The sequence below is a fragment of the Paenibacillus sp. SAF-068 genome (assembly GCF_051967555.1).
Classification (GTDB): Bacteria; Bacillota; Bacilli; order Paenibacillales; family Paenibacillaceae; genus Paenibacillus.
Genome location: NZ_JBQCJX010000006.1, coordinates 62567 through 88505, shown reverse-complemented (window position 1 = coordinate 88505; position 25939 = coordinate 62567). Strand labels below are relative to the sequence as shown.

The following is a 25939-nucleotide window of genomic DNA, read 5'->3' as shown; positions in this document are numbered from 1 at the left end:
ATTGCTCACCTTCCCGCCCTCCTCTCAGTCAAATCCTAGTTTGTTCCATTATATCAAAAGACATGGCCCGTTCCGTAGAACAGGCCAGTTATGTTATATGTGTGCCATATCCACTCTGGATTGCACTGCTTTGGAGCACTTCTTGCATACTTTAAGACTGGTACCATCTGTTTTGGTCTGCGTATACAACAATTTAATTCGGGTACTGCTGCACACCGGGCATGTTCCCCGGCCTCTGGAAGGAAGACTCCACAAGACACGTCCTCTTTTGGTTTTTGCCAATGGTTGTGAACCTCTTTTCGATATGTTTTTGTGTTCACCGTTATTATATAGGGCATGATACGACACAGAATGTCGCATCAGTATTAGAGTTAGTTCAAAAGATGCTGAATCGTTTATTTTTTGAACCGAGTTTCAAAAAATAAAAATGTCCCCTCTTCAACCTGAAGAAAGGACACCATTTAGGAAAGATCTGTGCTCGACTGAGCTGCGGCCTGCAATAACGGTTGTAAGAGACCTGGAAAGCGCGTTTCCAAATCATCGGATCGCAGGGTAAGAAAATGCTGTGTGCCCTGTACCCTGACCCGAATAACTCCGGCTTCCCGCAGCGTGCGAATGTGGTGTGACATCGTGGACTTCACAACAGGTGCATGAAAATGACTGCACGGTTGCTCCCCGCTTCTGGCTGCTTCGGCAACAATCCCAAGACGTGTTGGGTCGCTTAATGCATACAATACGGAGGAAAGTTCAATATCCGACACCTGTGGATGATGTAAAATTTTCATACTGTAGTCCCCTTTTCTCAGACTATCCATTGTATTTTAACACAAATCCATGATATATTTCTAATGTTCGACACCAATCGAACTTTAATGATTTCGTTATGTAACCCCTGCTGTCAGGCACGGGATTGACATCATACTACATTTTGCAAATGTTACACACCGTTTCTGAAATGTTGCGAAATACACATCACTCTAGGAGGTTTTTATGAACAACACCGCAACCGCATCATCAGGGGAACGGACCGGAATACAGGAAGGATTAATTGTAAGCTTGCTTGGCTTCACCGTTGTACTCGTTGTTATGAATACAATGATGTTTAATCTGGCGCTGCCCAAAATTGCAGCCGAATTCATGCTTACATCCGTCGCTTCCTCATGGATTGTTACAGGGTATTCCATTGTATTTGCCATTTCCTCGATTACGTTCTCACGTCTATCGGATTTCATACCCATTCGTACCTTATTCACGACCGGGCTTACGTTACTTGGTGCAGCATCCGTTCTCGGATTCTTCAGTAATCATTTCATCATATTGCTTATTGCACGTCTTATTCAGGCTGCGGGTGCTGCTTCTGTTCCGGGGCTCGCCATTGTGCTGATTACACGATACATTCCCAATGATCGCCGGGGGAAATCAATGGCTGTCATCATGTCCGCCAGTTCACTGGGTCTTGGACTCGGTCCCGTCATTGGAGGAAGCATTACACAGTTTCTGGGATGGCATGATCTGTTTATCGTTACGGGATTAACGTTATTCCTGATTCCCGTATTCTTCAAACTGCTTCCGCGGGAAACACCCCAAAAAGGTTCATTTGACTTGCTGGGTGCCGTGCTTCTCGCCATCGGTACGACCGGTGTGCTGTTATTCCTGACTTCCCGTCAGTGGTTTACAATTGTCATCGGTGCTGCGGCACTGCTTCTGTTCTGGCTCCGAATTCGGCGCGCGGCAGATCCTTTTGTCCAACCTGCTCTGTTTAAAAACAAAAAATATATGATCCTCAGCTCGCTGGGGATTGTATCGTACATCAATAACTTTTCAACGCTGTTCCTGCTGCCACAGATTCTGGCGCATCTGTACGGACTGACCCCAGCTCAATCCGGACTCGTCATCTTCCCGGGTGCAGTCGTATCCATGCTGCTATCCAATCGGATCGGCCGCATGATTGACCGACATGGCAACACGTTGCTGCTGAAGTTTGCACCATGGTTGCTGCTGGCCGCGGCCGGATTGTTCGCCTTATTTGCAGACAATAACATCTACGCCATTATGGCTGTGTATGTGCTGCTCAGCGTTGGTTTCTCATCCCTGACCACCAGCGTGTCCAATGAATTGTCTGGTAATCTGACCATGGATCAGGTAGGCGCCGGTATGGGACTGTTCCAACTCAGTCAGTTCTTCAGTGGTGCTTTCAGCGTTGCTGTTACTGGCGTAGCCTTAACAGCGATGCAGAACTTGCCACTCTCCTCGGCGTACACCAATATTTTCTGGGGTATGACCGTGGTCGCACTGGCATCCGTTATATTCTCTCAGGTGTATCTGAGAATGCAGTCACAGAAAAAAGCTGCTGCTTAATATGAAGCAAGTCATAAAAAAGGCCCGTAAAGCGAAGTTCGCTTTACGAGCCTTTTTTACTAATTGTCGTAAGATTAGCAATATCCTTAACTGGCAACAAGATGTTTAACCAAGTCATGGGCCTCTTGTTCCAGAGCTATAATTTCTCCGATTTTACCCAGCACTCGATCTAACATGTGATGTCGACGATCCAGATCCAGGTATTGACTTTTCAATGTCATATTAGCCGCGAGATTCCATCGCTGCGCAGCATATTCGTACGTCTCCACCAGTTGGGAAATATCCGGATTGTACGGTATTCCTTCTCTTAGGAAATGGCCATACAAATATCTGTTATTACTTATGCCCGCCAAGTCGCCATACATATTGTCCAGGTATTCTTCCGTCAACGCGGATGAGTCCTGCATATGCTGACGTGTAGAGTTTATATACTTTTCAATGGCAGGCAGACCAACTTGCGGGTTAACCAATTCATACCACTCAATCTGTTTGGTCAGCCGCCCGGATTTTCCATCCATGATTTCATGATTTTGATGAAGCATATCGTAGAACTCTCTCTCTTTCACCTGCTCAACGGCATTCCCAACATCTAATGTAGCATAACGATAACGGGTGCCCTCACGAATTAATGGCGTCTGACCTAGATCAAGCGCTTCAAATAACGTCTGTTCATCCATCTTGCCTTTCAAATGATAAAAGTCATCGATAAACTCAAACTGTCCGTCTGCATAGTCGGACAAGACAATACAATGCGATGAATGAAGTAATTGATAGAGTGAATTGTACTTCATGTAAAATACATCAACCCATACAATGACTGCTTCGTTTTGCTGAAGCAACGTCATGATTTCCTGGATAACCTCGGCCCGTTCATTGTTTCTGACGATGTTCAGATCAATACGATGAATGCGTTGAAACTCATTTTCAACAGTCATATATGTGGGGACAAGTTTCGGGGTTCCTCTCTCCGGGTCTTCATGGTACATCATCCCGCATTGCTTCCATACCGCCAGGAAATTCGTGATTTCCTTATAATTGAGAATGCTGCTTACACATAGGGTAAAGCAATCTTCCCCTTCTGTATGTGCTTCTCTTGGCTGAATATTCATATATTCCACTCCTTCCCTAAGGTTAGTGCAAAGATATGCATACATGGATTGTCTGGCATTAGAATCTTGTCAAATGAAATGGGTTCTTCCAGCGTAATCTGCTGAAACCAAATAATAGGCTGTTTGGATGTCAGCAAGGTCCCCTTTTGTGTACACGTCCCACTACATTGAAACATAATCTCTTCATTATAATGTGGAGTCGTCGCGGTCCAGTTGGTCAGATCCAGTGATGCTCTCCCCATCCGCTCTCCAGCTCGTTCAAAACCAATGAATTCATGGTATGAACCATTATCTGCCGCACCCAGAATATATACTGTCGAATATAGATCCAATGGTACCGGAATGTGCTGGCTATCCAGTTCTATATTATTAAATGCTTGTCTGCGTAAAGGGAAATGAAACGGAACATCCTGCCATTGCACATTCTCCTGATCAGGAAGTTCGTCACCCGGGTATGAGGAACCAAAGGTCGTGAAATTCCCAATCTGGTTTGTAGCCAGATAGCTAAAACCATTGTTGTTATAGTGCTCTTCCAAAGGTAGTGGACAATAGATAGTCATGTCATGAACCTCCTAGAATCATTCTATTTACGTCAGGTGACAGTTGACCCGACACCTTGCCGCTGCTCCTTGAACAACGTGTCATACACCTCATGCTGCCCGGCCAGTTCCAGATGAGTGCCCGTAGCAACAATCTCTCCCTGATCAAGCACAATGACTTGCTCGGCATCCTGAATAGCTGAATACCTGTGGGCGATCACAAGCACCGTCATATGCTGTGCGATCCTGCGGATCACCTCATTTATTTTGCGTTCCGAGTCATTATCCAGAGCAGAGGTTGCTTCATCCAGAATAAGCATTCGGGGTCTTGTTAACAGCACCCTCGCAAGCGCCAAACGCTGCTTCTGGCCTCCGGACAGCTTAATACTTGACTCACCCAGAACCGTATTGTACTTGTCAGGTAACTCTTCAATGAAATCATCCAGCAAAGCCATGCGGCAAACCTCTCGTATCTCTTCTTCTGTAGCCCGTGGCTGTACGAGTCTGAGATTATCCATGATGGACATACTGAACAAGGCATTCTCCTGCATAACCACTCCAATATGTTGATAAAGGTATTCTGATCCCAAGTCACCAATGGGCTGTCCGTCCACGAGAATAGCCCCTTGCTGTGTCTCATTCTGCCCTAGAATAAGTTTGATTAACGTGCTCTTACCCGAACCACTTCTACCTACGATCGCTGTGTAATCACCAGGCTGGATGTTCAGATTAATCTCATGCAAGACATCACTTTGATTCTCCTGATAACGAAAGGAGACATTCTTGAATTCGAGATGCCCTTGGAACGCTGGCTGTAGTCCGAGCTTTCTCTGTGACACAACGGGAAGTTCCAGCAATTCAACGATCCGTTCAATGGAAGGTGTCACATCATGAAGTTGAACATTGGAGGCATTAATTTCATTAATGTTGTTAATCATCTGTTGATAGTATGTCAGAAAAACAAGCAGTCCCCCGATTGTTAATTCTCCCTGAAAAATCAGCAACCCGCCGATAAAATAAAGATTCATCTTATTAATAAAGTCATCCTGAAAGGTGTAGTACAGCTCATTGGCATACGTATATGCCAGATGTCGGAATTTGATTTTGCCAAAACGTTTCCAATATCCCACAAACTTGATGGATTCTTTGCGCTGCATATTCAGTGCCTTGATTTCCTTCCAGTGTCTGAAGCTGTTCGATATCCATGTCTCATATTCTCCGGTAGTCTGGCGGAATTCAGAGACCAGTACTTTAGCCTTTTTGCCCAATCGGGAACTGATGACAAAGGAAATGGGAAGCATAATAAAACCCAGCAAAGCCATCTTCCAATTCAGCGATAACAGAATAACCACATACGCCCCTACGCTGATCCATTTGAACGTATAATCAATCAAATGCAAAAAGATAAAGTCTTTGACCAGTGTGACGTCTCCATCCAGCCTATTCTTCAGATCTCCCGCACTATAGCGCTCATATAAAGTTGGCTTCATGCGCACTAGTCTTTTCCACATGTTCAGCTGTAAATCGAGCTTGGTCCGACCTAATAACCGGTTACTGAACAGCGTTTGTAAACCCAGAGCGGTTGTCTCCAACGCAAATAAGCCCAGGTATCCGGCAAGGATATAGGGTAACATTCCAAGCTCCCGTCCAACCATGACATGATCAATGAGCAGCTTGTACAGATAAGGGATCATGAGCGCAATAGCAGTCAAGGCCAATTTCAGTGTACCTAGAATGAAGATTTGACGGTTCGCATTTTTGATAAACGGCTTAATCTGTTTAAAGAGTGCATACCGGGAAGTTGACGGTGTCTTTGTCACGACATCAGTCCCTCCTTCCGGATGAAATCTTCTGCAAATAACTCGCGGTAGTGCTCACTATTCTCCAGCAGATATCCATGCGTGCCTGTAGCCACAATGCGTCCCTGATGTACAACAGCAACCCGATCAGCATTCAGGATGGAGGATAAGCGATGGGCGATGACAATCGAAGCACGATCCTTGCTCAATTGCTGCCAGGAATGCTGGACCGCTTGTTCAGCTTCATAGTCCAAAGCGGAAGTGGCTTCGTCGAATATAATTAATTTGGGTTGCTTCAGAAAAATGCGGGCAATAGACAGACGCTGCTTTTGTCCACCGGAGAACTCCATTCCTCCTGCGCCAATAACGGTGTCCAGACCCTGAGGAAGAGAACGAATAAAGTCTCCAATATAGGCCTGATCACATGCCTCCAGCAATTGTTCATCATCCGCGTGGGCGCTGCCAAGCATCAGATTGTAACGGATGGTTTCATGGAACAGAATGGCCTCCTGCTGCACAATTCCTACTCTCTTGCGCAGTCGAGACAGAGAATAGTCATCGATATGCCTGCCGCCAATTCGAATCTCCCCTTCCTCCGGGGTATAGAAACCGAGCAGCATGTTCACAATCGTTGTTTTGCCCGAGCCACTTTTACCTACAAGCGCAACAGATTCATGGGCACCGATCTCCAAGGTGAGACCGTCCAGCACATAGGGACCCTGTTCCTCATACCGAAATCTCACTTGCTCGAATGACGTCTCCCCATTTTCCATCTCAATATCCGATTGACCACCGCTTCTCTCCATCTCTTCATCCAGAAGATCAAAGACTTTGCGGGACTGGACTGTCAGCTTGGGCAGATTCACAACCGCCTCGTAGATCATCATCATAGATTGATTATTCTTGGTCAGATACGACATGATGGCAACAAAGGCTCCTGCCGTAAGCTGTCCCTGAACAATAAGCACACCCGCAATGGCGTAGATACACAGATCCGATAGCAAAAAAATAAATGCATTAGAGCGGGTAGACATCCATTTCATGACTTCTGTCTGATTGTCGAGACGAATAACGTCTGCGCTCTGTCCCGTGAACAGTGTAGTGACCCTTCTGCCACTCCCCAACAAACGAATATCTCTCATGCCTTGAAGCATCTCCAGCATCCAACTGACAAAATGGCCGTATTTCCCACGCAAAATGGTCTGCTGCTTGGTCATCTTACGATTAAAATACTGCGATACCCAGACCGAAACCGGAACCAGCACCATCATGGCCAGGGCGATATACGGATTGAGATAAAATAAAAAAACAAACGAAACCAGCAATTTCGTGAATGGAGCCGCCATCTGAAAAATGATTAACTCTATTAACTGCATGACAGAATCCGTGTCTCTTGTTAGACGTGTGACCAGATCACCGGTCTGGGCTTTTTGAAAATAAGATGCTTTAAAATGAAGAATGCGATCAAATAAACTTTTTCGAATATCAAATAGAAATTTAACATTCAGATAAATCCAGATGGATTTAATGATCCAACTTAGAGCCCTTACACCTACATACAAAGCAATATAAGTCAAAATAACATAGCCGAAGAAATGAAGATTACGGTGATAGAATACTTCGTCGATCAAGATGGCAAAAATAAGCGGTCCAATCAGATCCACCACCACCATGATTAGCTCGCAGAACAACATGGTAACCAAGCTGATTCGGTAGGGTTTGGCGAATGTACGGATTCGTTTGCTCAGTGAAATATTCTCCATGCCATCCTCCTCTAGGATATCCAGCTCTCAAGTACGGTCTGGCTCTGGGATTGTACCTCGGTAACAATCGGGAACTCTGTTGTATGGGATAACTTCATCCGCTCCGCCAGCTCCTCATTCCATACACCTTCAGCTGTAATGCGAGTGGTCGCTGATGCGGGATCTTGGTTAACCTCAAGGATCTGGGCAGCGTAACGTTTACCTTGTTCCTCTGTGTACCAGATCAAGGAGTCGCCCTTCTGAAACCCCGTAATAGGCTCTTCGGTAAATTCAGCTATAATGTGTACTTTGGCATCCTCCCCTTGCAGAGATTCAGATACTGCCGTTACCGTTGCCGTCTCACTGCGCAGATAGGAGGTCGTATGGAATTGCATGGCTAACGTCACTAATGCGGATACAGTTAATCCAATTATGACAAGCGCAGCCACGGGTAATTGAATAGAAAGCCGGAACCAGATCTGGCCTATTCGTTTAGTCCGGTTCATGTTCCGAATCTCCTTCAATGAGTCCGACCAGGTAATCCCTGAAATCGGCTATGGTATCGGTTTGCACAAATGCCAATTGGTCATCGTCTATTTCAATGTTGAATGCTTTCTCCATCTCCACCACAATTTTAATGTAATCGAGTGAATTCGTACCAAGTTCCCCCCAGGCTTGATGCATCTGAATATCCGTTCCATACTTCATAACCTTGTCGATGACCTGTATTATTTGAGTCTCCAATGTCATGATTTCACTCATTCAGATCCTCCCCATCATGTGAGATTTAACCAACTCATCGTAATACTCCCGTTCAAGCACACTTATATTTCTGTATATCTCAGGGAGTTTATGAAACGATGTTGGCTTATATGAAGAAGTAAGCACATACTTGGCCAGAACTGCGCGAATGTCACTCCACCCCATGACAATACGCTCACGAATACGTGTCAGTCTGGAATCCGCGCCGGTTAGATTGGCACAACGATACACCTCGGCCTTTTTGGCACTGATCAATTTATGAAGCGAAATGACCCAATCCTCCGCTATGGAAGACACCACATGTTGATCCTGAACAACGGCCTCAAACTGCGGCACACTCTCCCTCAGTCTTGCCAGACTGTTCTCTACCCGCTCCTGTTGCTCCTCAATATGATCCACATAGATCTTCCAGTAAGCCTCCAACTGTTTCAAACTGGCATCTCTTTGATGCATCACCGGATAATGCTTATTGTAGAACGTATAGAAGGTGTGGTTTTCCATATTAAAATGCTCGATATAGCCATGATAACTATCCGACAGATCCTGATAACTAACAATTCGTTCTTCATACGACAAGTTATCATGATGCTTATGCTCCATCACGGTAAACGTCTGGTTGATCGGATCAGCACCGTATACAAGCCAGGTATGTGGAATATGCTTTTTGAGATACGTATCATTGCGTATGGATGTGTAATAGACGTCAACCCAGACAATAACCGGTTCCGCGTTCAGAACCACCCGACTGACATCCTGTATAATGTCCTCGCTAGCTTTTACCATTTCATAACCAATGCCCAGATCGTCCAGAATGTCTGTATCCTTGCGACAGGAGAAGAAACCATTCACAAGAAATTGCTCATTCTCAGACCATAGATACTCATCCACATGATGGATGAAAAACGGATGTATGCTTTTGTTCTGTTGCAATACAATGGGAAATAGAGAGTTATAGAAACATAATTTGAAAAAAACTTCGTTAAAAGGCTGATATCCACCCGAATGTCTTAGCTGTGAATGCTCCATGCCCAATGATGATGACGTCTTATTAACCTTTGCAACGTCAGATGGCTGTCCGTTATGTTCAATTTCATATGAATCAGCAAGCTCGGGATTCTCTTTCAGAACCTCTGCAAGCATCCGTATGGTGGGATTGTCATACAGAATGGAAGGCAGGACCCGAATACCGAGATTCTCCAGTTCAACCTCCATTCGGATCACAAGCAGGGAGTGCCCGCCAAGCTGAAAGAAGTCGTCGTCAATACCGATCCGTTCCATCTCCAGCAATGTACGCCAAATTTGCACCAGTTGATGCTCCAGCTCACTCGTGGGCGGTGCATAGTTCATTCCAAAATGTAAGGACTGCCTCTGGTTCAATAACTCTTTTGTGTCTATCTTCCCGTGGACCGTTCGCGGCATATGTGATATTTGAATATATCTTGAAGGCAGCATATATTCCGGCAACAATGACATCAGATATTGGCGAATATCCATGACATACAGTTCCGTATCGGCCACAATATAAGCGGTGAGTATCTTCTCACCTTCAGCTCCGGCCGTTAGTACAATACATTCGCCAATCGGACCGTAACGGTTCAGATGTCGCTCTACTTCTGCCAATTCAATCCGATGGCCCCTGACCTTAACCTGCTTGTCCATTCTTCCCAGAAACAACACGCGGCCTTCCGCTGTCCACATGCCTATATCCCCTGTGCGAAACATCCGCTCTCCTTCAACGAAAGGTGACTCGATAAACTTTTGGTCCGTCAATTCCTGCAATCCTATATATCCTCGAGACACCCCGTTGCCTGAAATACATATTTCTCCGGGTACGCCTACGGGCAACATTCGTCCATGACGATCTCCAATGTGTACAAAGTAACCTTGAATAGGGCGCCCCACTGGAATCGGATCAACAGTCTCTGATGACAGCTTCTCGTAGAGTGCACATACCGTCGTCTCGGTGGGGCCGTACGTATTGTATACATTCGTATAGGTGAGCAGATGTCCAATATCCGCCATCTTCAATACATCCCCACCACTGATAATGGTGCGAACACTCGCAAGATTGGGCATCCGGTTAAGTTCCCTCAGGATATGAGGTGTAGTGCTGACTAGGGTGACCTTGTGTCTGTCCAGCAACTGCACCAGTCCGTGGATATCCAGCAGTTGTTCCCGTTGAACCACAACTAGTGTTGCCCCGGCAGTTAATGCTGGGAACACTTCTTCCATATAAGTATCAAAGGTACTCGCAGCTTGTTGAAGCACCTTGTCTGTTGAATGGAGTTGAAACTCGGCCTGAAAAGCGTTCACGTATGCACTCAAGTTTCGTTGCTCTACTCCGACCCCTTTGGGCTCACCCGTTGATCCGGACGTATACAGAATGTAGGCTAGACCATTCATATCGTGTACGACACTTAAACCACTTCCATCTTCTGTTCTCCATGGGGCAGCATCCAGCTTAATCATCTCTATGCCTGAACCTGAAGGCAGAGCCAATGTCATCTCCTCTAAAGCCCGATGTACATCCGTTTCCAACAATCCCGTAAGAAAAATACGGGCATCCGATTCCATTAAAATATGGCGTATACGCTCCATTGGATAATCGGGATGAAGAGGAATATAGGTTCCTCCTGCCTTGAACACCGCCAGGATCGTAATGATTAACTCCATGGAGCCTGCCATCATAACGGGGACTGGACTCTCCGCAGTCACCCCGGAAGCAATCAGGAGACGGGCAAGCTGATTGGATTGCTCCTCAAGGGACTGATACGAAATCTGGCGATTTCCCTCTATAACCGCAGTCTGGTCGGGTGTTCTGTTAACTTGTTCAAGAAATCGAGCACACACAGAATGTGCCTCCGGCAGGAACAAACGTGGACTCCTGTTCCATCTTTCCATGATTTCATTCTCCTCTTCCAGAGAAAGGAGCTGACTCATGGATAGCGGTTGATCTGGAAAGGCTGTTGTCTGTTCCAGCAATCGTATGTAGTGGGAACATAAACGCTCAGGTTGGCTGGGTTCAAGGGATGTGGCACCATAACGGAGCGTCATGTGAACTCGTTGATCTACCCGGTCAAACGCCAGTGAACAATGGGTTCTTTCATCCAGAACAGGCTCCTCATGGATGCCTTTCATATACAAAATCGTCTTCAACTCGCACTCCTCGGGAAGCCGCCCCAGCTTCTCTGCCATCTTATCGTAAGGAAAATGCCAGTATGTTCGGGCTGACATGACTTCGGCTTTGGTATGTAATACCAATTGTCTGAACGATGCTGCCTCGTCCACTTTTCCACGAATTGCGAGCAGGTGGGAACTTCGAAAGTCTTCGACTTGTTCTGGAGTCAGGGGCATACCCAGCAACTTATCTTGCTGTCCATCATAACGATACAACAGATGTTGAAATCCCGATAAGAGCAATATATATAACGCCAAATTTGATCCCCCACTCATGCGGATCAATCTTGCGGACAGTTCATCTGGAAAGGATAAGGAAAGGACCTCTACGTTGGGTTCTCCCGTCTGTATCAAAGGTTGCAGAATTCCATCAAACAACGTTCCAATATGAATATCGCCATCTAGTTGTTTCTGCCAATAGGCTCGTTCTTCCTTAAATTTATCACTCGACATCATAACATTAAGTAGATGGATATCCATGGTCTCACCCCGAATACATAGTAAACCGGCACAACAAGTGTTGATCTCACCTGTCATGCCGGTTGATTGTTGTACACGTGCTTGTTTATGCCGTAGGAACTTTCAGGTCACTCCATAAATAATACTGTCCCGTCTCGTCCAAAATCTGATGGAACCAGTCATCCCGCTCTTCCTGCTCTACTTGTTTGGTTTCAAATATGGTTCCCAGCCATTCCAGCGACTGTTTCATCTGCTCCGTAGTCGGAGCCTGATCCGCCGCCTCAAGCTCCTCTTGAAGCTGTTGAATCTGTTTATATGGCTCAACGACTCCTTTTTGATATTCCTCCTGATCCCAATTCCGATTGGGTGTAGCTACAGCCGCGGCCATACATTTGGTTACTACCGTTGGTCTCGGTCTGGATACAACCGCCTGATCCAGCAGCTCTTTCAGTGCTTTGCGATCCTCTTTCTGTCCGTAGGCAAAAGATTTCATACCGAGCTTATCCAGTTCTACCAATCCGCTCAGGACATTTTTGGGTCCAAGTTCAATTGTCAGCGTAACGCCATGCTTCTTGAGATATTGCATCGTCTGTGCCCATTTGACCGGCTGGGACAGCTGCCTTTGGAGCAGTCCCGTAATTCGCCCGGCTTCGGTGTACGGCGTAGCGGTCACATTGGATACGACAGGCCACTTGAATGGATGGAAACGATAATTGGCAAGTTCCACCCCAAGCTGCTCACCAGCCGACTCCATCAAGCCGCTATGGAACGGCGCACTCATCATCAACGGGGTCGTCTGGGCATCTTGATCCAGCAGGATGGATTCCACTTGTTCAATCGAATCCTGATGACCGGATATGGCATACTGGCTCGAAGCATTGTAACAGGAAATCGCAGACCAAGCCGTATCGGTTGACACTTGCTCGCAGGCTTTGCGGATCATCTCCTCATCGGCACCATCAATGATGGTCATGGCTCCATCTGCTTCCTCTGCGATAAGTTCCGTCAATTCCCCCCGTCGCTTGGTGATCCGCACAGCATCACCGAATGTCATGGCACCGGAGCACGCCAGAGCCGCATATTCACCCAGGCTGTGGCCTGCGCAGAATTGCGGATTAATCCCGATCTCCTCCATGTAGACACGATAGGCAACCACACTTGCTGTCAACAGTGCCGGCTGCATATTGGAAGGTTTGTTCAGATCAAACAGGCTGCCTTCAAAACTTAATTTGGCCAAATCAAAGCCCAGAATATGGTTGGCCTCTTCATACGTTTGTCTTGCAATCTCGTACTGATCATAGAAGTTTTTCATCATCCCTACATATTGAGAACCTTGCCCTGGAAACAGAAATGCTATTTTTTCCATTGATTACACACCTCGCCTCTTAGATTGGGTTTACGCGATAACTTCCATGGACACATACGCAGGCTGATCCTGGATCATGCTCAGATCACTCTCAAACAAATAGAAATCTCCGTTCTGCTCAATCTCACGGAATCCGGCAAATTTGTAAGTGATCATCATCGTACGGTTGCGATCTGTTGATACAAACTCGGCCTGCAAACGCACATTTGCTTCCTTAGCCATACGCATCACATGATGCAGCAGCAATGTTCCTGCTCCTCTGGACATGACGCGGCAGGACACCAGTAGCAGTTTCAGTGTCCACACTTCATCATTTAATTCAAGCAGCGCCAGACCGATTTTGCCATACGTGCCGTACTTGTCCTCCAGTCCTGCAATCAGCAGTTTGTGGCGTGGTGAATACCGGAATTGATCGAGTTCCTCGTAAGAGTAGGTATAACCTGTGGCATTCAGTTGATGTGTTCTGACCGTCAGTTCTTCTGCACGCTGTAGATCCCCTTCCTTCACTTCAGAGATCGTGAAGATCATGCCAAGGGAGGCCAGGAATTCATCCTGAGTACCTTCGAACTCCTCCTCCTTCTCATTGCGGGCAATATCATTCATATACATCTTTCTGCGTAATGCAGAATCCTCGGTAATGAAACGTGGCTTCATCTCATCCATATCCGTTAATTCAAGATAGGCCATCGCGTCGATACAGAGGACGTCGGGGTGAGTGAATAATACTTCCTCACGTTCGAAAGGCTGATCATCGATAAAGGCAATCGTGTCCATTCCGATATTGATGGATTCCACAATGGTTTTCACCGATCGGGATTTGGCATTCCAATTGATTTGTGGATAGATGAAATATTCACGCAGACCGAATTCTTCCAACTTGGCCATCGCCAGTTCATGATCGTTACGGCTGGCAATCGATTGCAGAATTCCTCGTTCATCCAGCGTACGGATAACTTCCACAATATTTTCTTTCAGCGTGACCTGTTCATCCTCCAGCAAAATTCCGTTCCAAATGGTATGGTCTAAGTCCCAGATCACACATTTAATTTTTTTCATGACAGAACAGCCTCCTCTTGTACGGATTCATGGGTACTCGCAGCATATGAAGCAATAACCATCTCATGCATTTGTGTGGTGCCCTCGATAATCTCATTCACACGAGCATCCCGGTAGAATCGCTCCACCGGATACTCCGCACTACAGCCCTTGGCTCCATGAATCTGTACCGCACGGTGCGCTACCTTGTTGACCATATCTGCCGCATAGTATTTCGCCGTCCAGGTTTCCATAATGGAATCCGGGTCCATCACTTCTTTCAGATATCCGGATTGATAACATAAAAGCCGCGCCGCTTTCACATCCACAATGATCTCCGTCAGCATTTTCTGAATTAACTGATTCTCCTGCAAGAGGGCTCCGAACTGACGGCGGCTGCCTGCATAACTCAGCGAAGCATCCAGGCAGGCTTGTCCCAGTCCAACACAGCCCCAAGCGACGGTGTAGCGACCATAATCCAAGCAATGCAAGGCCACCATAGAGACACCTATACCTGGACTCCCCACCATGCGATCGGATTCAACGTAAACATGCTCCAGATGTAGTTCCGCCAGCATCGAGCCTTTAACCCCCAGCATCCCGTTGATCGGCTGTATCTTCAATCCCGGGTTGTTCCGTTCCACCAGGAACGCGGTTGGTTTATCATTCACCTGGGCAAAGATGAGAAATAAGTCAGCAAGCTGACCCATCGTGATCCACTTTTTCTTCCCGTTCAACCGATATCCTTCGCCATTGAATTCGGCTACAGTCTCAATGCTTTTGGCATCACTACCGATTCCGGGTTCGCTCAGACCAAAAGCTCCAATGACTTCACCCGAAGCCAAGCGTGGCAACCAATAGGAGCGCATCTCTTCAGAACCAAACTTCTGAATGGCTATGGCAACCATACCATGAACCGTAAGCAGACTTCGTACGGATGAACATCCTCTTCCGATCTCCTCATTCAGCACCCCAACCGATATTGGATCAAGCCCCATACCTCCATATTCCCGAGAAATCATAGAACCCAAATAACCTGAGGATTTCAGCGAGTCGATCACCTCGTGATGAAGCCGTTCTTCTCTATCGTGCAAGCCTGCGTACGGGACGATATATTGATTGGTAAATGATGCAGCATCCTGCTTGCATTGGAGCTGCTGTTCGTTCAATTCCATTTTCAATACGTTAACCTCCTATAATGGGACCGGATGAATGCACATTTTTCACACTGTACTTGGAAGAGATTTGGCGTCTTCTTAGGAACTGACCGTCTTGCTCTCAATCAGCTCAACAATGGCATTGATGGACTTGAAGTTCTGCAAATCCAGATCTTTATTGTCAACCCGAATGGAGAATTCCTTCTCCAGAAACATAACAAGCTGCATCGCAAACAACGAATTCACAAAACCAAGGGCGAAGATGTCCTCATCGTCCTGAAGCTCATGCTTTTTGAAAAAACGACCTAAAAACTTGCGAACTCTACCTTTAACTTCTTCCATGTGTATAACTCCCTTTCTCTCATTAAAATGATTTTGAATACGCAATAAAGCTTGTTTATGCCGTGAACTATTCATGCCGTTGATTAGTAACTATAGAAACCTTCCCCTGATTTTCTTCCCGTCTGTCCGGCGTGCACCATCTTTCTCAGTAAAGGACAACAACGGAATTTGGGGTCCTGATAGCTCTCATACAGCACATCAAGCGAATCCACAACGGTATCCAAGCCGATTAAATCCGCAGTCTCCAAAGGTCCCATCGTGTGGCCGTAACATTTAACAAAAATATCATCCACCTCACGTGCTGTAGCCACCTGATCCTGGAGAACAAAAGCAGCTTCATTCATAAACAGATGTGAAATCCGGTTGGAGACAAATCCGGGATAGTCGTTGACCAGAATCGTCTCTTTACCGATTGATGACAATAGTTCAGTTACTTCTTCAATGGTACGTTCCGAGGTATGCATGCCCTTGATCACTTCAACGGCTGATTTCAGGGGAACCGGATTCATAAAATGAGTACCAATGACCCGATCCGGCCGTTTGGTTAAAGCGGCAATTTTGGTAATCGAGATACACGAAGTGTTCACCAGAAATATGCATGCCTCATGACAGATCGAATCGATCCGGCCGTACACTTCCTTTTTGATGTCCCACTGTTCATTCACATTTTCAACAATGATATCCGCTTCACGAAGCATCTCCAGTTCTGTCGTCATATGGATGCGCTCCATAATGATCTCCGGATCTTCCAGTCCCTCTACTTTCTTGAATAACTTCAGCATTCGGATATTGTTGTAGATCTCTTCTCCGGCGATCTCCAGCACTTCATCCTTGATGTCCACCAAGACAACCTCATGACCTGTCTGTGCAAAACTCTGGGCTACACCGCGGCCCATCACCCCTGCTCCAATTACCCCGATCTTCTTCATCGTTCCTGTTCCTCCTGTTTGTGGGGAGAAGCCGTTCTCTCCCTGATCAGAAATTAAAATCAAGATCTTCTGCGGCTGAATCGTAAGAAACCAGCATATGCTTGCTGCTTTCCAGTTCAATCTCGCCCAGCTTCTGTTCCGGATGAAGCAATAACTGTTGCAGCAGCGCTACGTAATCGTGAAGCATCTTCTCCGCCGTTTCCCGTTTGAAGAGCTTGGTCCGATACTCCAGATTAAATCGCAGCTTGTCATGTTTCTCGATGATTTCGAGATACACGTCATAACGGCTTTCCGCACCTCCAAACTCATACGGAGTTGTGGTGAATTTGCCGACTGTAACGTCCACTGTACCTACATTCTGAAGTGCAAACATCGCATCAAATAAAGGATTGCGGTGTCTGTCTCTGTTCAGGTTAAGCTTCCGCACCAGATCCTCGAACTGAAACTGTTGATTCTCGTAAGATTTCAAGGCAGCTTCCCTGACTTCGGCCAGCAGTTCCAGGAATGTTTTTCCGGATTGTGGTTTGGTACGAATCGTGATGATGTTAATAAACACACCAACAACATCCTCCAGATCGGCGTGAGATCTGCCCGCAATGGGAGAGCCCACAACGATATCATCCTGATCAGCATATTTGGCCAGCAACACGTTGTACGCTGCAAGCAGCAACATAAACAAGGTTGTTCCTGTCTTGGCAGCCATGCGCTCCAGATCCATAGTCAAGGTTTCATTGCCGATAAACACAACCTGATCTCCTTCGAATTCATTAGCCAAAGGACGAGGATAATCGGTAGGCAATCTGAGCTGCGGGATGGAATCCTTGTACAGGTTCAGCCAATACTCTTCCTGTCTGAGCAGAGCACCGGAAGAGAGCAAGGCATTATGCCACACCGCATAATCTTTGTACTGGATGGTGAGTGGTTTCAGCTCACGCCCTTCATACAGATCGATGATCTCCTGCATAATGATGTCCATCGACATGCCATCCGTAATAATGTGGTGCATGTCAAAAAATACGGCGTGTACACGATCACCAAGCTTAACCACCTCAAAGCGGAATAAAGGCGCCTGATCCAGCTCAAAAGGTTTCACGAAACCAAGGAGCTTCTCGGTGAGTTGTTCCCGAGTGGACTCCGAGTAACCGACGTTGAAGTCGACCTGATCCCACACCTTCTGATAAGGAATTCCGTCCAGAAATTCAAACGAAGTCCGGAAAGATTCATGACGTTGAATCAGCTTGCGAATGATCTCTTCAAATGCTCCGTGCTCGAAATCTCCCTCCATGATGGAGGCTCTTGGGATGTTTGCATTGGTATTTTGACCTTCAAGCCGGTCCAGAACTACGAATCTCTTCTGCGCAGAAGAAACCGGGTAATACGGTTGCGGTTCCACGCGAGTCAGTACAGGCAGTGCTCCCTCGGAATCTCCGCTGATGGAGAGACCATACGACTCTTCCAGATAAGCAGCCGATTCCGCAATGGTTGGATACATCAGGATCTCTGCTGTATTCACAAGGATCGATAACTCTTTGGTGAGACCATTGGCGATCTTGAGACCCAGGATGGAGTCTCCACCCAGCTCATAGAAATCATCATAAATACTGAGTTCATTGACCCCAAGTGACTTACTCCATAATCGACCTAAAGCTCTCTCAATGATGGAATAATCTTCGTCTGTCCTGCCCAACAACTTCATGTCGCCCGATTCTTCCTGTGCACGACTGGCATTCCCCTTGCGTCCGGTTTCAATAGCTTCACTAATGTCAGATGAGAACAGCATGAGCGGCATGTCATCAGAGACATGCTGATAGATTCCCTCCCGGTTAAGTTCCCCGATCAGAACCTGGGTTACATCCTTGCCCATGGCTTCTTGCAGTCCCTGTATACCTCTGGCCGTCGTGATCGCCTTGAATCCCCCATCTGAATTGGCATGAAAATCCCGGGCCATGCCGGTTTCTTTCCACGCGGTCCAGTTCACGGCAAGGGTGGACAGACCTGCCTGCCTGCGATGAGCCGCAAACGAATCCATATAGGCATTGGCAGCAGTATAGTCTCCTTGTCCAGGTTCACTAAAGAACGTTGTAGCCGTGGAGAACATGACAAAGAAGTCCGGTTGGTCCACACGTGTCAGTTGATCCAAACTCCATGTCCCCAGCACTTTAGGCCGCATGACACGTTCAAAGGCTTCACGTTCTTTGTTCAACAGGAAACCTTCTCCAGCCACACCAGCGCCGTGAATGATACCAGACACGGGACCGTGCTGCTGTCTGATCTTGCTTAGCACCGATGCGAGCTGAAGAGGATCAGCAATATCTACGCTGTATAGATGTACTTCTGTGCCCCGAGCTTCCATCTCTTTGATCCGCCCAATCTGAGCCGTTAACTTGGTTTCCTCACCGGAGGACAGCACCCCTTCCCATGTTGCCCGTTCTGGAAACGGTGAACGATTCATCAACACAAGTTTGATTTTCTCCGGCGCCAAAGATAATGCACTCGCTGTCTCCAGTCCAATCCCGCCTGTGCCTCCAGTGATGAGGTACACACCGCCTTCGCGCAGGTGTATTGGTCGGTCGGGCAGCAAGGACATTGGGATTTCACCCAGCTCCTGGACATATCGACGCCCCTTACGGTAAGCGGCAAGATATAAGATGTCAGGATCACGAATTTCCTGCAGCCATTGATCCATTGGTGTCTCGTCATCGATATCAATGCTTCGACAGCGGAATTGATTCATCTCATGGCAGATGGTCTTGCCAAGCCCAACCATGGGTGCGTGCTCTGGACGAATGTACGGCTCACTGCCTGTAACGCTTTGTGTACAAGATGTCACCAGCACCAGATCGACTGGTCGTTTGAAATGAACCTTGGACATCGCTTTGGACAGATAAAACAGACTATACACGCCGCGATCAAGCGACTCTTCCAATTCGCCCACAGTACCTTCATCCGCATGCTGATCCAGTGCAAAGAAATGAAGGAGCTGCGAGATTTTATAAGGCTCTACCGCTCGGATGAACCGTTCATAGTCTTCTTCACATGATCGAATGGTAAATTCGGCATTGGCTTGATTGGTATAGGACTCTCCGCGGTGTACCTTGATCACGAGCCGCCCTTCCGCTTCCAGTTTCCCGGCTACGGATGAGGCAATGCCACTTCTGTCCATCAACATCACAACCGGCTCTGTATTGCCTCCATGCTGGTCCATTGATATTCGATTCATTTCTTTCCACATAGCCGCATAATGCAATGGAGCCGCGGCCTCTTCTATAGAGACCTCACGCAGCTGTGGACGTTCGGGAATATGGATCCAGCAGCGCTTCCGTTCCAGCGGATACGCGGGCAAGCTGACTTTGCGAGCATGTTCACCTGCGTACATTTCTTCCCAGTCCGCATCTGCTCCCTGTACATACAGATGGGCAATCTGCTTTAACAAATACTCCGACTCGCGTCCATTCTGTACAAAGCTCTGAATGGCCGAACGCATTAATTGGCTCAGACCCATTTTTTCCGATTCGGTCATCTCACCAGCTGCCCTATCCTTCTTACTCTTGGGAACAGTCCGATGTTCACCGAACTCGACTCCCGGCAGTGCAATGGATTGGAATGATCTGTTCTCCAGCTGTCTCAAGGTATTCAGCAAGCCTTCCGTATCTCGTACCATAAGTGACAATCGGAACGGGTAATGTCCCCGTCCTGTGCTTGCAGTACTGCACATATCTACGAGTTCATATTGGTTGTTCCGATCCAGCAGACGAACATATTCAGCAACCAGCCGCTGGAGTGCCTCTTCGGATCGAGCAGACAATACCAGCAAATGAGGACGTGCTGGTGCAGATACAGGTGTAATTACTGGTGGTTCTTCCAGGATGACATGACAATTCGTTCCGCTGATGCCAAATGCACTGACACCACAGCGGCGAGGTCCGTGCTTCACCTTCCACGGTCGTAATCGTGTATTCACATATACAGGCGAAGCATGAAAATCAATATTTCGGTTTGGACGATTGAAATGAAGATTCGGCGGAATCACACCGTGCCTGACAGCAAGTGCCGCCTTGATCAGGCTGATCATACCTGCTGCCTCAGAGGTATGACCCAGGTTGGTTTTAATGGAACCGACCGCACAGAATTGACGTCGATCTGTGAATTGTCGGAACGCATTTTGGATGCCTTTAATTTCAATCGGGTCACCCAGCGCGGTTCCTGTACCATGCGTTTCCATGTACGTGATCGTCTCGGGATGAATACCTGCCTGTTTCCAGGCCTTCGTAATGACTTCCTGTTGAGCCGCTGGATTGGGAGCCGTAATGCCGGCTGAACTGCCATCCTGATTCATGGCAGTACCTTTGAGAACAGCGTATACCTGATCCCCATCCCTCAGCGCTTCCTCCAGTCTTTTTAGCATGACTACTCCGATGCCTTCACCAAGCCCGGCACCATCAGAGTCATCATCAAATGCTCGGGTCTTTCCGTCACCAGACTCCAGACCCTGGAGCATGTTTTCGTTCTTTTTGGTGATCGGCATGGTTGAGATTTTGATCCCACCCACTGCGGCCATGCTGCACTCTCCGCTTAACAGGGCACGCGAAGCAATATGCACCGCTGTAAGGGATGAAGAACAGGCCGTATCCACCAACATGCTTGGCCCTTTCAAGTTCAGCAAATACGATATGCGAGCAGGAATGATGGATGGTGTGTTACCCACCACGGCATCCGGCAGAGCGCCCAAATCCGTCTCATATATGAATCGTGAATACATATCAACCGTGTTTGTTGAATAACCCAAATAGACACCGGTATCCGAACCGGCCAGTTTCCCGCCGCCGTAACCCGCGTCCTCAATGGCCCTCCACACAGTCTCCAGAAAGAGACGCTGATTCGGATCTGTCAGACTCGCTTCTTTCGGTGATAATTTAAAGAATGAATAATCGAATAAGTCAATATCTTCTATAAAAGCTCCCGCTTTGGAATCCAGTTCCGGGAGGTCCAGCCTTGTATTCTGCAAATACCAGTCCAGATCTTGTTGTCGTCGTTCCGGGAGAGGACGGATATGATCCACCTTGCCTTGAATATGCTCCCAGAATTCGGATACATCGGTTGTGGAAGCCACATTCAGAGCCATCCCTACAATGGCCAGATCCCCGGACAATGGTCCGGAAGCCGTCTGCCCTGAAGGCTGCTGATCTTGAGGATACGTCTCTGCCTGCTTCGCAGTTTCCGGTGATGTCTGTTCTTCGCTGGTTGCAGAAGCATCCATGTCGCCCAGTACAGCAACCGTCTCTTCTTCCGATTCACCATGTTCCTTGAAAATATATTCCGCCAACTTGTGGATCGTCGAAAATTCAAACAGGTCCGTTACGGCAAGGACGCCCGGATATCTTTTGGAAAGTCCCGCGTGAATTTTCAACAGCAGAATGGAATCAGCACCAAGCTCGAAGAAATTCTCGTAGATATCGATCTCGTCAAATCCCAAAACTTCTTTGCATACGCTGGCTACATGTCGTTCAGTAACCGTATATCCACCCTCGCTCTTGCCTGATAATTTCACCTCACCGCTTGAACTGCCAGCCTTCTTGGTCGACCTCGTTTTGGAAGCAGCACTTTGCAGATATTCAGCCACTTTGCCTCTGAGTTCTGTGGACAATCGAACCTGCATTTTATCCAGCAAACGAACGCCGCCGCCACTGAAGTTCAGTTGCCCGACCAGGACCCTGCGAATGGAGGAGTTCATGGCTTGTTCCAAGCCCTGTATGGCTTGTGCTGTAAGGACTGTTTTGAATATGGTATCTGCGGTGAAACCAGCATCCACCGACATGCCCGTCTCTTTCCATGTTGTCCAGTTCACGGTGAGTGTGCGTTTTCCTCTCAGGGAACGCTCATCGGCGAAGGCATCCAGGTAGGCATTAGCCGCCACGTAGTCTGCTTGCGTTACGCCACTGAACAGCGTCGCTACAGAAGAATACATCACAAAGAAATCCAGATCGTCACTGTGAGTCAGTTCGTCCAGATTCCAGGTACCATATATTTTGGATGCCAGCACTTCGCTGAATCGTTCTTCACTTCGATCTACCAGAAGTTGATCTCCACCGACACCCGCACCATGAATGATTCCATGAATAGCACCATAACGTGTACGCATATCCCGAATTACCCGATCCATCGCTTCCCGGTCAGCCACATCCGCACTGTACCAGGAGACTTCCGAACCTGCGGCCTCCAGCTCCGTAACGGCTGTAATGAAACGACGAAGCTTGGCTTGACAGGGCTGATTCATCAGGTTGTTCCAATGTACACGCTCCGGTATCGAGGTGCGATTGATCAGAGCCAGACGCACGGGAGCTTTGGAAGCCAGGAAACGCGCTGTTTCCAGACCAATACCACCACCGCCTCCTGTAATAAGGTACACACCTTGAGGGCGTACAGATATTGGGGTATCCTCTGCAACCTGCACACGCGTAAATTCTTCAACGTAACGTTGTCCACCACGATACGCGATCAGATAGTCCCCCTGATCTTCTGTCCCCAGCGCTTCCTCGATCCAGGCATCTGCGGCAGTATCTGCATCGACGTCCAAGGAGCGGAAAGAAATGGACGGATGCTCACGGTTCAGTACCTTGCTTAGACTCAGGTATGACGCATGTTCTGGCCGCTGAGTGGATTCGTCTCCCGTAATATAGTGAGCATTCTGTGCTATCAGTGTCATACCAGCAATCTCGGCAAAGTCACTTCTCATCAGAGCACGTACCAAATAATACACACTGTACACACCTCGGCGCTGACTGCTCTGCAATTCATTCAAACTTTGAATACCCGACTGCCCGGTATCCAGAGAACAGCCAACATGAATGATGTGATCCACCGACTTGCCCCGAAGGCTTGCGAAGAGACGGTCATAATCCGACTCCTGATCACCAAGTGTATATCGATTATCTCTCAAGTCTGCAAAAGCAGAGCCCAGTGCTGCCCGGATCACTTTCACGCCAGTTCGTGCAAGCACATGAGCTACAGAATCAGCTGCACCAGACATGGCTTCAATCAACAATACCGTTCCCGGCAAAACGGAGATCCCGCTGCCTGTACGTTTCCACTCAGCGGTTCTCCATTGCATCGTATAATGAAAGTCATCCGTGAGTTGTTCAGACACTGCCGCGCCTCTGTCAATACGACTGGATACCAATTCGTCAGGGAGATCAATCCAGCAGCGATGGGATTCGAAAGGGTACACGGGTAGACTGACTCTACGCACCCCCGAACCTTTGTACAGTTCCACCCAATCCACATCGGCCCCTTGGACGTATAACGAACCAAGTTCGGACACGCCTGCCTCATCATCCCACTCGGAAAGGTTAACCCCTTGGGTAATCTCCTGTACCCGTCGATCGAGCTTCTTCCGTGACGCTTCTGTCATATCACCAGGTTCAAGTTGTGATTTGCTGGCAGGTACAATCTTGTGCTCCCCAAAGCTGAACCACGACTCAGGTTCATTCCACGTCCCCGCCAAGGATAGCACTTGCAGCTTCAATCCCAGATCCGCGAGATTCTCTGCCACTATAGCCAACCTGAAGTTGTAGTGTCCTCTGCCAACACTCGCGGTATAACACAGATCCTGCAGATGGCATGCAGGCGGTTTGTCCTGTACAAAACGGCTATATGTTGTGACCAGTTCCCGCAGAGCCGGCTCTGACTTGGCGGACAACACGACCAGACCTGCCTTCGCATAAGAAGAGTCAACAACCGTGGCAACCGGTGCTTCTTCCAGCACCAGATGACAGTTCGTTCCGCTAAAGCCAAAACTGCTGACCGCACAGCGCATCGGAGACTCTTTTCCTTCCCATTTGCGGAGCCTGGTGTTGACATACACAGGTGATGTCTTGAAATCGATTTGTCCATTGGGCCTGTCAAAATGAAGTGACGGCGGGATTTCACGGTTTTTGATAACCAGTGCCGCCTTGATCAGACTAACCAGACCTGCCGCTTCATAGGGATGACCCATATTCGATTTCACAGTACCAATCGGACAAAACTGCTTCTTATCCGTGTACTTTTGAAAGGCAAGTTCCAAGCCTTCAAGTTCCAGCGGATCTCCCAGCTTGGTACCCGTTCCATGGGTCTCAATGTAGGACAGGGTCTCGGGGTGAATTCCCGCCTGATCCCACGCTCTAGATATCACATCAGCTTGGGCCACCGGGTTCGGAGCAGTAATGCCAATGGAAGCTCCGTCCTGATTAATGGCGCTGCCTTTGATGACTGCATAGATCTGGTCCTTGTCCTTGAGTGCTTTACTCAACGGTTTCAGCAATACCGTAGCAACCCCTTCGCTGATGCCAGCCCCATCCGATGAATGGTCAAAGGCTCTGGTTCGTCCATCCGATGCTTCAAGTCCCCCGCGGTAATATTCCGTATCCAGAGGCATCAGGTTCACACGCAATCCACCGGCAAGTGCCATATCACAGTCACCATTCCGAATGGACTGGCAGGCGAGATGCACGGCCACCAATGAGGACGAACAGGCGGTGTCCACCACCATCGAAGGCCCTTTTAGATCCAGAAGATAAGAGATTCGTGCAGGCATCATGGCAGAAATATTGCCCACAGCTGCATCCGAAGTTAACTGGATATCAATATCCTGGATCATTCGCAGGTAACTGTCCTTAATATTGCTGGCAAATCCGAGGTATACACCTGTCCGGCTGCCAGCCAGGCTTTTCCCACCATATCCCGCATCCTCGAGAGCACTCCAGGCTGTTCGCAGAAACAGCCTCTGAAAAGGATCCATTAGCGCCGCGTCCCGTGGGGGAATTCGAAATAATTTGTAATCAAACTGATCGATATCTTTCAGATAGGAACCATCACTGTATTGGATGTCCTCTCCATAGCCTGCATATCGGAGATACGCATCAATATTTTGACGACGAGAGTCCGGAAAATTGGCAATGGAATCACAGCGATCACGGATGTTGTCCCAAAACTCGTCGATATTATCCGCCGACGGAAGCATCGCTGATATGCCAACAATGGCAATTCCCTCAGAGTCGCTCCGCTTCCCCTCCGATTTCAATCCTTTGAGCAGTTGGGCAGCAACCTGCTTATCAATTTTGCCCGCGGCTGCATTCTCAATAATGATTCTCAGCATCTGGCTTGTTTGGTTCATCGGGTTCTCCTTCC

The 25939-nt window shown here is 47.8% G+C and carries 16 protein-coding genes; 1 reads left to right on the top strand and 15 read right to left on the bottom strand.

The annotated features are described in order from the left end of the window. Window positions 1-93: 93 nt before the first annotated feature. Window positions 94-282: a hypothetical protein gene (locus ACTHPG_RS24345; RefSeq protein WP_440391924.1), complete on the bottom strand. Its 189-nt coding sequence runs from the start codon at window positions 280-282 to the stop codon at window positions 94-96. Window positions 283-461: 179 nt separating this feature from the next. After that, on the bottom strand, window positions 462-785 hold the full coding sequence (locus ACTHPG_RS24340; protein WP_105601952.1) for an ArsR/SmtB family transcription factor: 324 nt from the start codon (window positions 783-785) through the stop codon (window positions 462-464). 205 nt (window positions 786-990) lie between these two features. On the opposite strand from ACTHPG_RS24340, the gene ACTHPG_RS24335 reads away from it, so the two are divergent. Further along, the gene (locus tag ACTHPG_RS24335) at window positions 991-2358 is read left to right on the top strand and encodes an MFS transporter (protein ID WP_440391923.1); all 1368 of its coding nucleotides are present in this window, start codon (window positions 991-993) and stop codon (window positions 2356-2358) included. An 86-nt stretch (window positions 2359-2444) separates the two neighbouring features. Here ACTHPG_RS24335 and ACTHPG_RS24330 read toward each other — a convergent pair whose 3' ends face one another. The 13 genes from ACTHPG_RS24330 to ACTHPG_RS24270 form a co-directional block, all read right to left on the bottom strand. After that, complete coding sequence (locus ACTHPG_RS24330; protein WP_440391922.1) at window positions 2445-3467, bottom strand: BtrH N-terminal domain-containing protein; 1023 nt, start codon at window positions 3465-3467, stop codon at window positions 2445-2447. Further along, complete coding sequence (locus ACTHPG_RS24325) at window positions 3464-4027, bottom strand: hypothetical protein (protein WP_440391921.1); 564 nt, start codon at window positions 4025-4027, stop codon at window positions 3464-3466. The genes ACTHPG_RS24330 and ACTHPG_RS24325 overlap by 4 nt, the downstream gene beginning before the upstream one ends. A gap of 32 nt (window positions 4028-4059) precedes the next feature. Beyond that, a complete protein-coding gene (locus ACTHPG_RS24320) occupies window positions 4060-5826 on the bottom strand; it encodes an ABC transporter ATP-binding protein (RefSeq protein WP_440391920.1) in 1767 nt (588 codons plus the stop codon). After that, window positions 5823-7568 carry an ABC transporter ATP-binding protein gene (locus tag ACTHPG_RS24315; protein ID WP_440391919.1) on the bottom strand — a complete coding sequence of 582 codons (1746 nt, stop codon included), beginning with the start codon at window positions 7566-7568 and terminating at the stop codon, window positions 5823-5825. The genes ACTHPG_RS24320 and ACTHPG_RS24315 overlap by 4 nt, the downstream gene beginning before the upstream one ends. An 11-nt stretch (window positions 7569-7579) precedes the next feature. Beyond that, window positions 7580-8053 (bottom strand): hypothetical protein, encoded by a 474-nt coding sequence (locus ACTHPG_RS24310; RefSeq protein WP_440391918.1) that lies wholly within the window; start codon window positions 8051-8053, stop codon window positions 7580-7582. Then, entirely contained in the window at window positions 8040-8309 is a 270-nt protein-coding gene (locus ACTHPG_RS24305; RefSeq protein ID WP_440391917.1) for an acyl carrier protein, read from the bottom strand. The genes ACTHPG_RS24310 and ACTHPG_RS24305 overlap by 14 nt, the downstream gene beginning before the upstream one ends. After that, window positions 8310-11966, bottom strand: a complete 3657-nt coding sequence (locus ACTHPG_RS24300; protein ID WP_440391916.1) for a non-ribosomal peptide synthetase — start codon at window positions 11964-11966, stop codon at window positions 8310-8312. It abuts the gene before it with no gap. An 85-nt stretch (window positions 11967-12051) separates the two neighbouring features. Next, window positions 12052-13311: an ACP S-malonyltransferase gene (fabD, locus tag ACTHPG_RS24295; protein WP_440391915.1), complete on the bottom strand. Its 1260-nt coding sequence runs from the start codon at window positions 13309-13311 to the stop codon at window positions 12052-12054. A gap of 30 nt (window positions 13312-13341) precedes the next feature. Next, the gene (locus ACTHPG_RS24290) at window positions 13342-14367 is read right to left on the bottom strand and encodes an HAD-IIIC family phosphatase (protein WP_440391914.1); all 1026 of its coding nucleotides are present in this window, start codon (window positions 14365-14367) and stop codon (window positions 13342-13344) included. Further along, window positions 14364-15521, bottom strand: a complete 1158-nt coding sequence (locus ACTHPG_RS24285) for an acyl-CoA dehydrogenase family protein (protein ID WP_440392086.1) — start codon at window positions 15519-15521, stop codon at window positions 14364-14366. Before ACTHPG_RS24285 ends, ACTHPG_RS24290 begins: the two co-directional genes overlap by 4 nt. An 81-nt stretch (window positions 15522-15602) precedes the next feature. Beyond that, window positions 15603-15845, bottom strand: a complete 243-nt coding sequence (locus ACTHPG_RS24280; protein ID WP_076212934.1) for an acyl carrier protein — start codon at window positions 15843-15845, stop codon at window positions 15603-15605. 83 nt (window positions 15846-15928) lie between these two features. After that, window positions 15929-16774, bottom strand: a complete 846-nt coding sequence (locus ACTHPG_RS24275; protein WP_221820648.1) for a 3-hydroxyacyl-CoA dehydrogenase family protein — start codon at window positions 16772-16774, stop codon at window positions 15929-15931. Between the two features lie 46 nt (window positions 16775-16820). Then, entirely contained in the window at window positions 16821-25925 is a 9105-nt protein-coding gene (locus ACTHPG_RS24270; protein ID WP_440391913.1) for an SDR family NAD(P)-dependent oxidoreductase, read from the bottom strand. Between the last annotated feature and the right edge of the window lie 14 nt (window positions 25926-25939).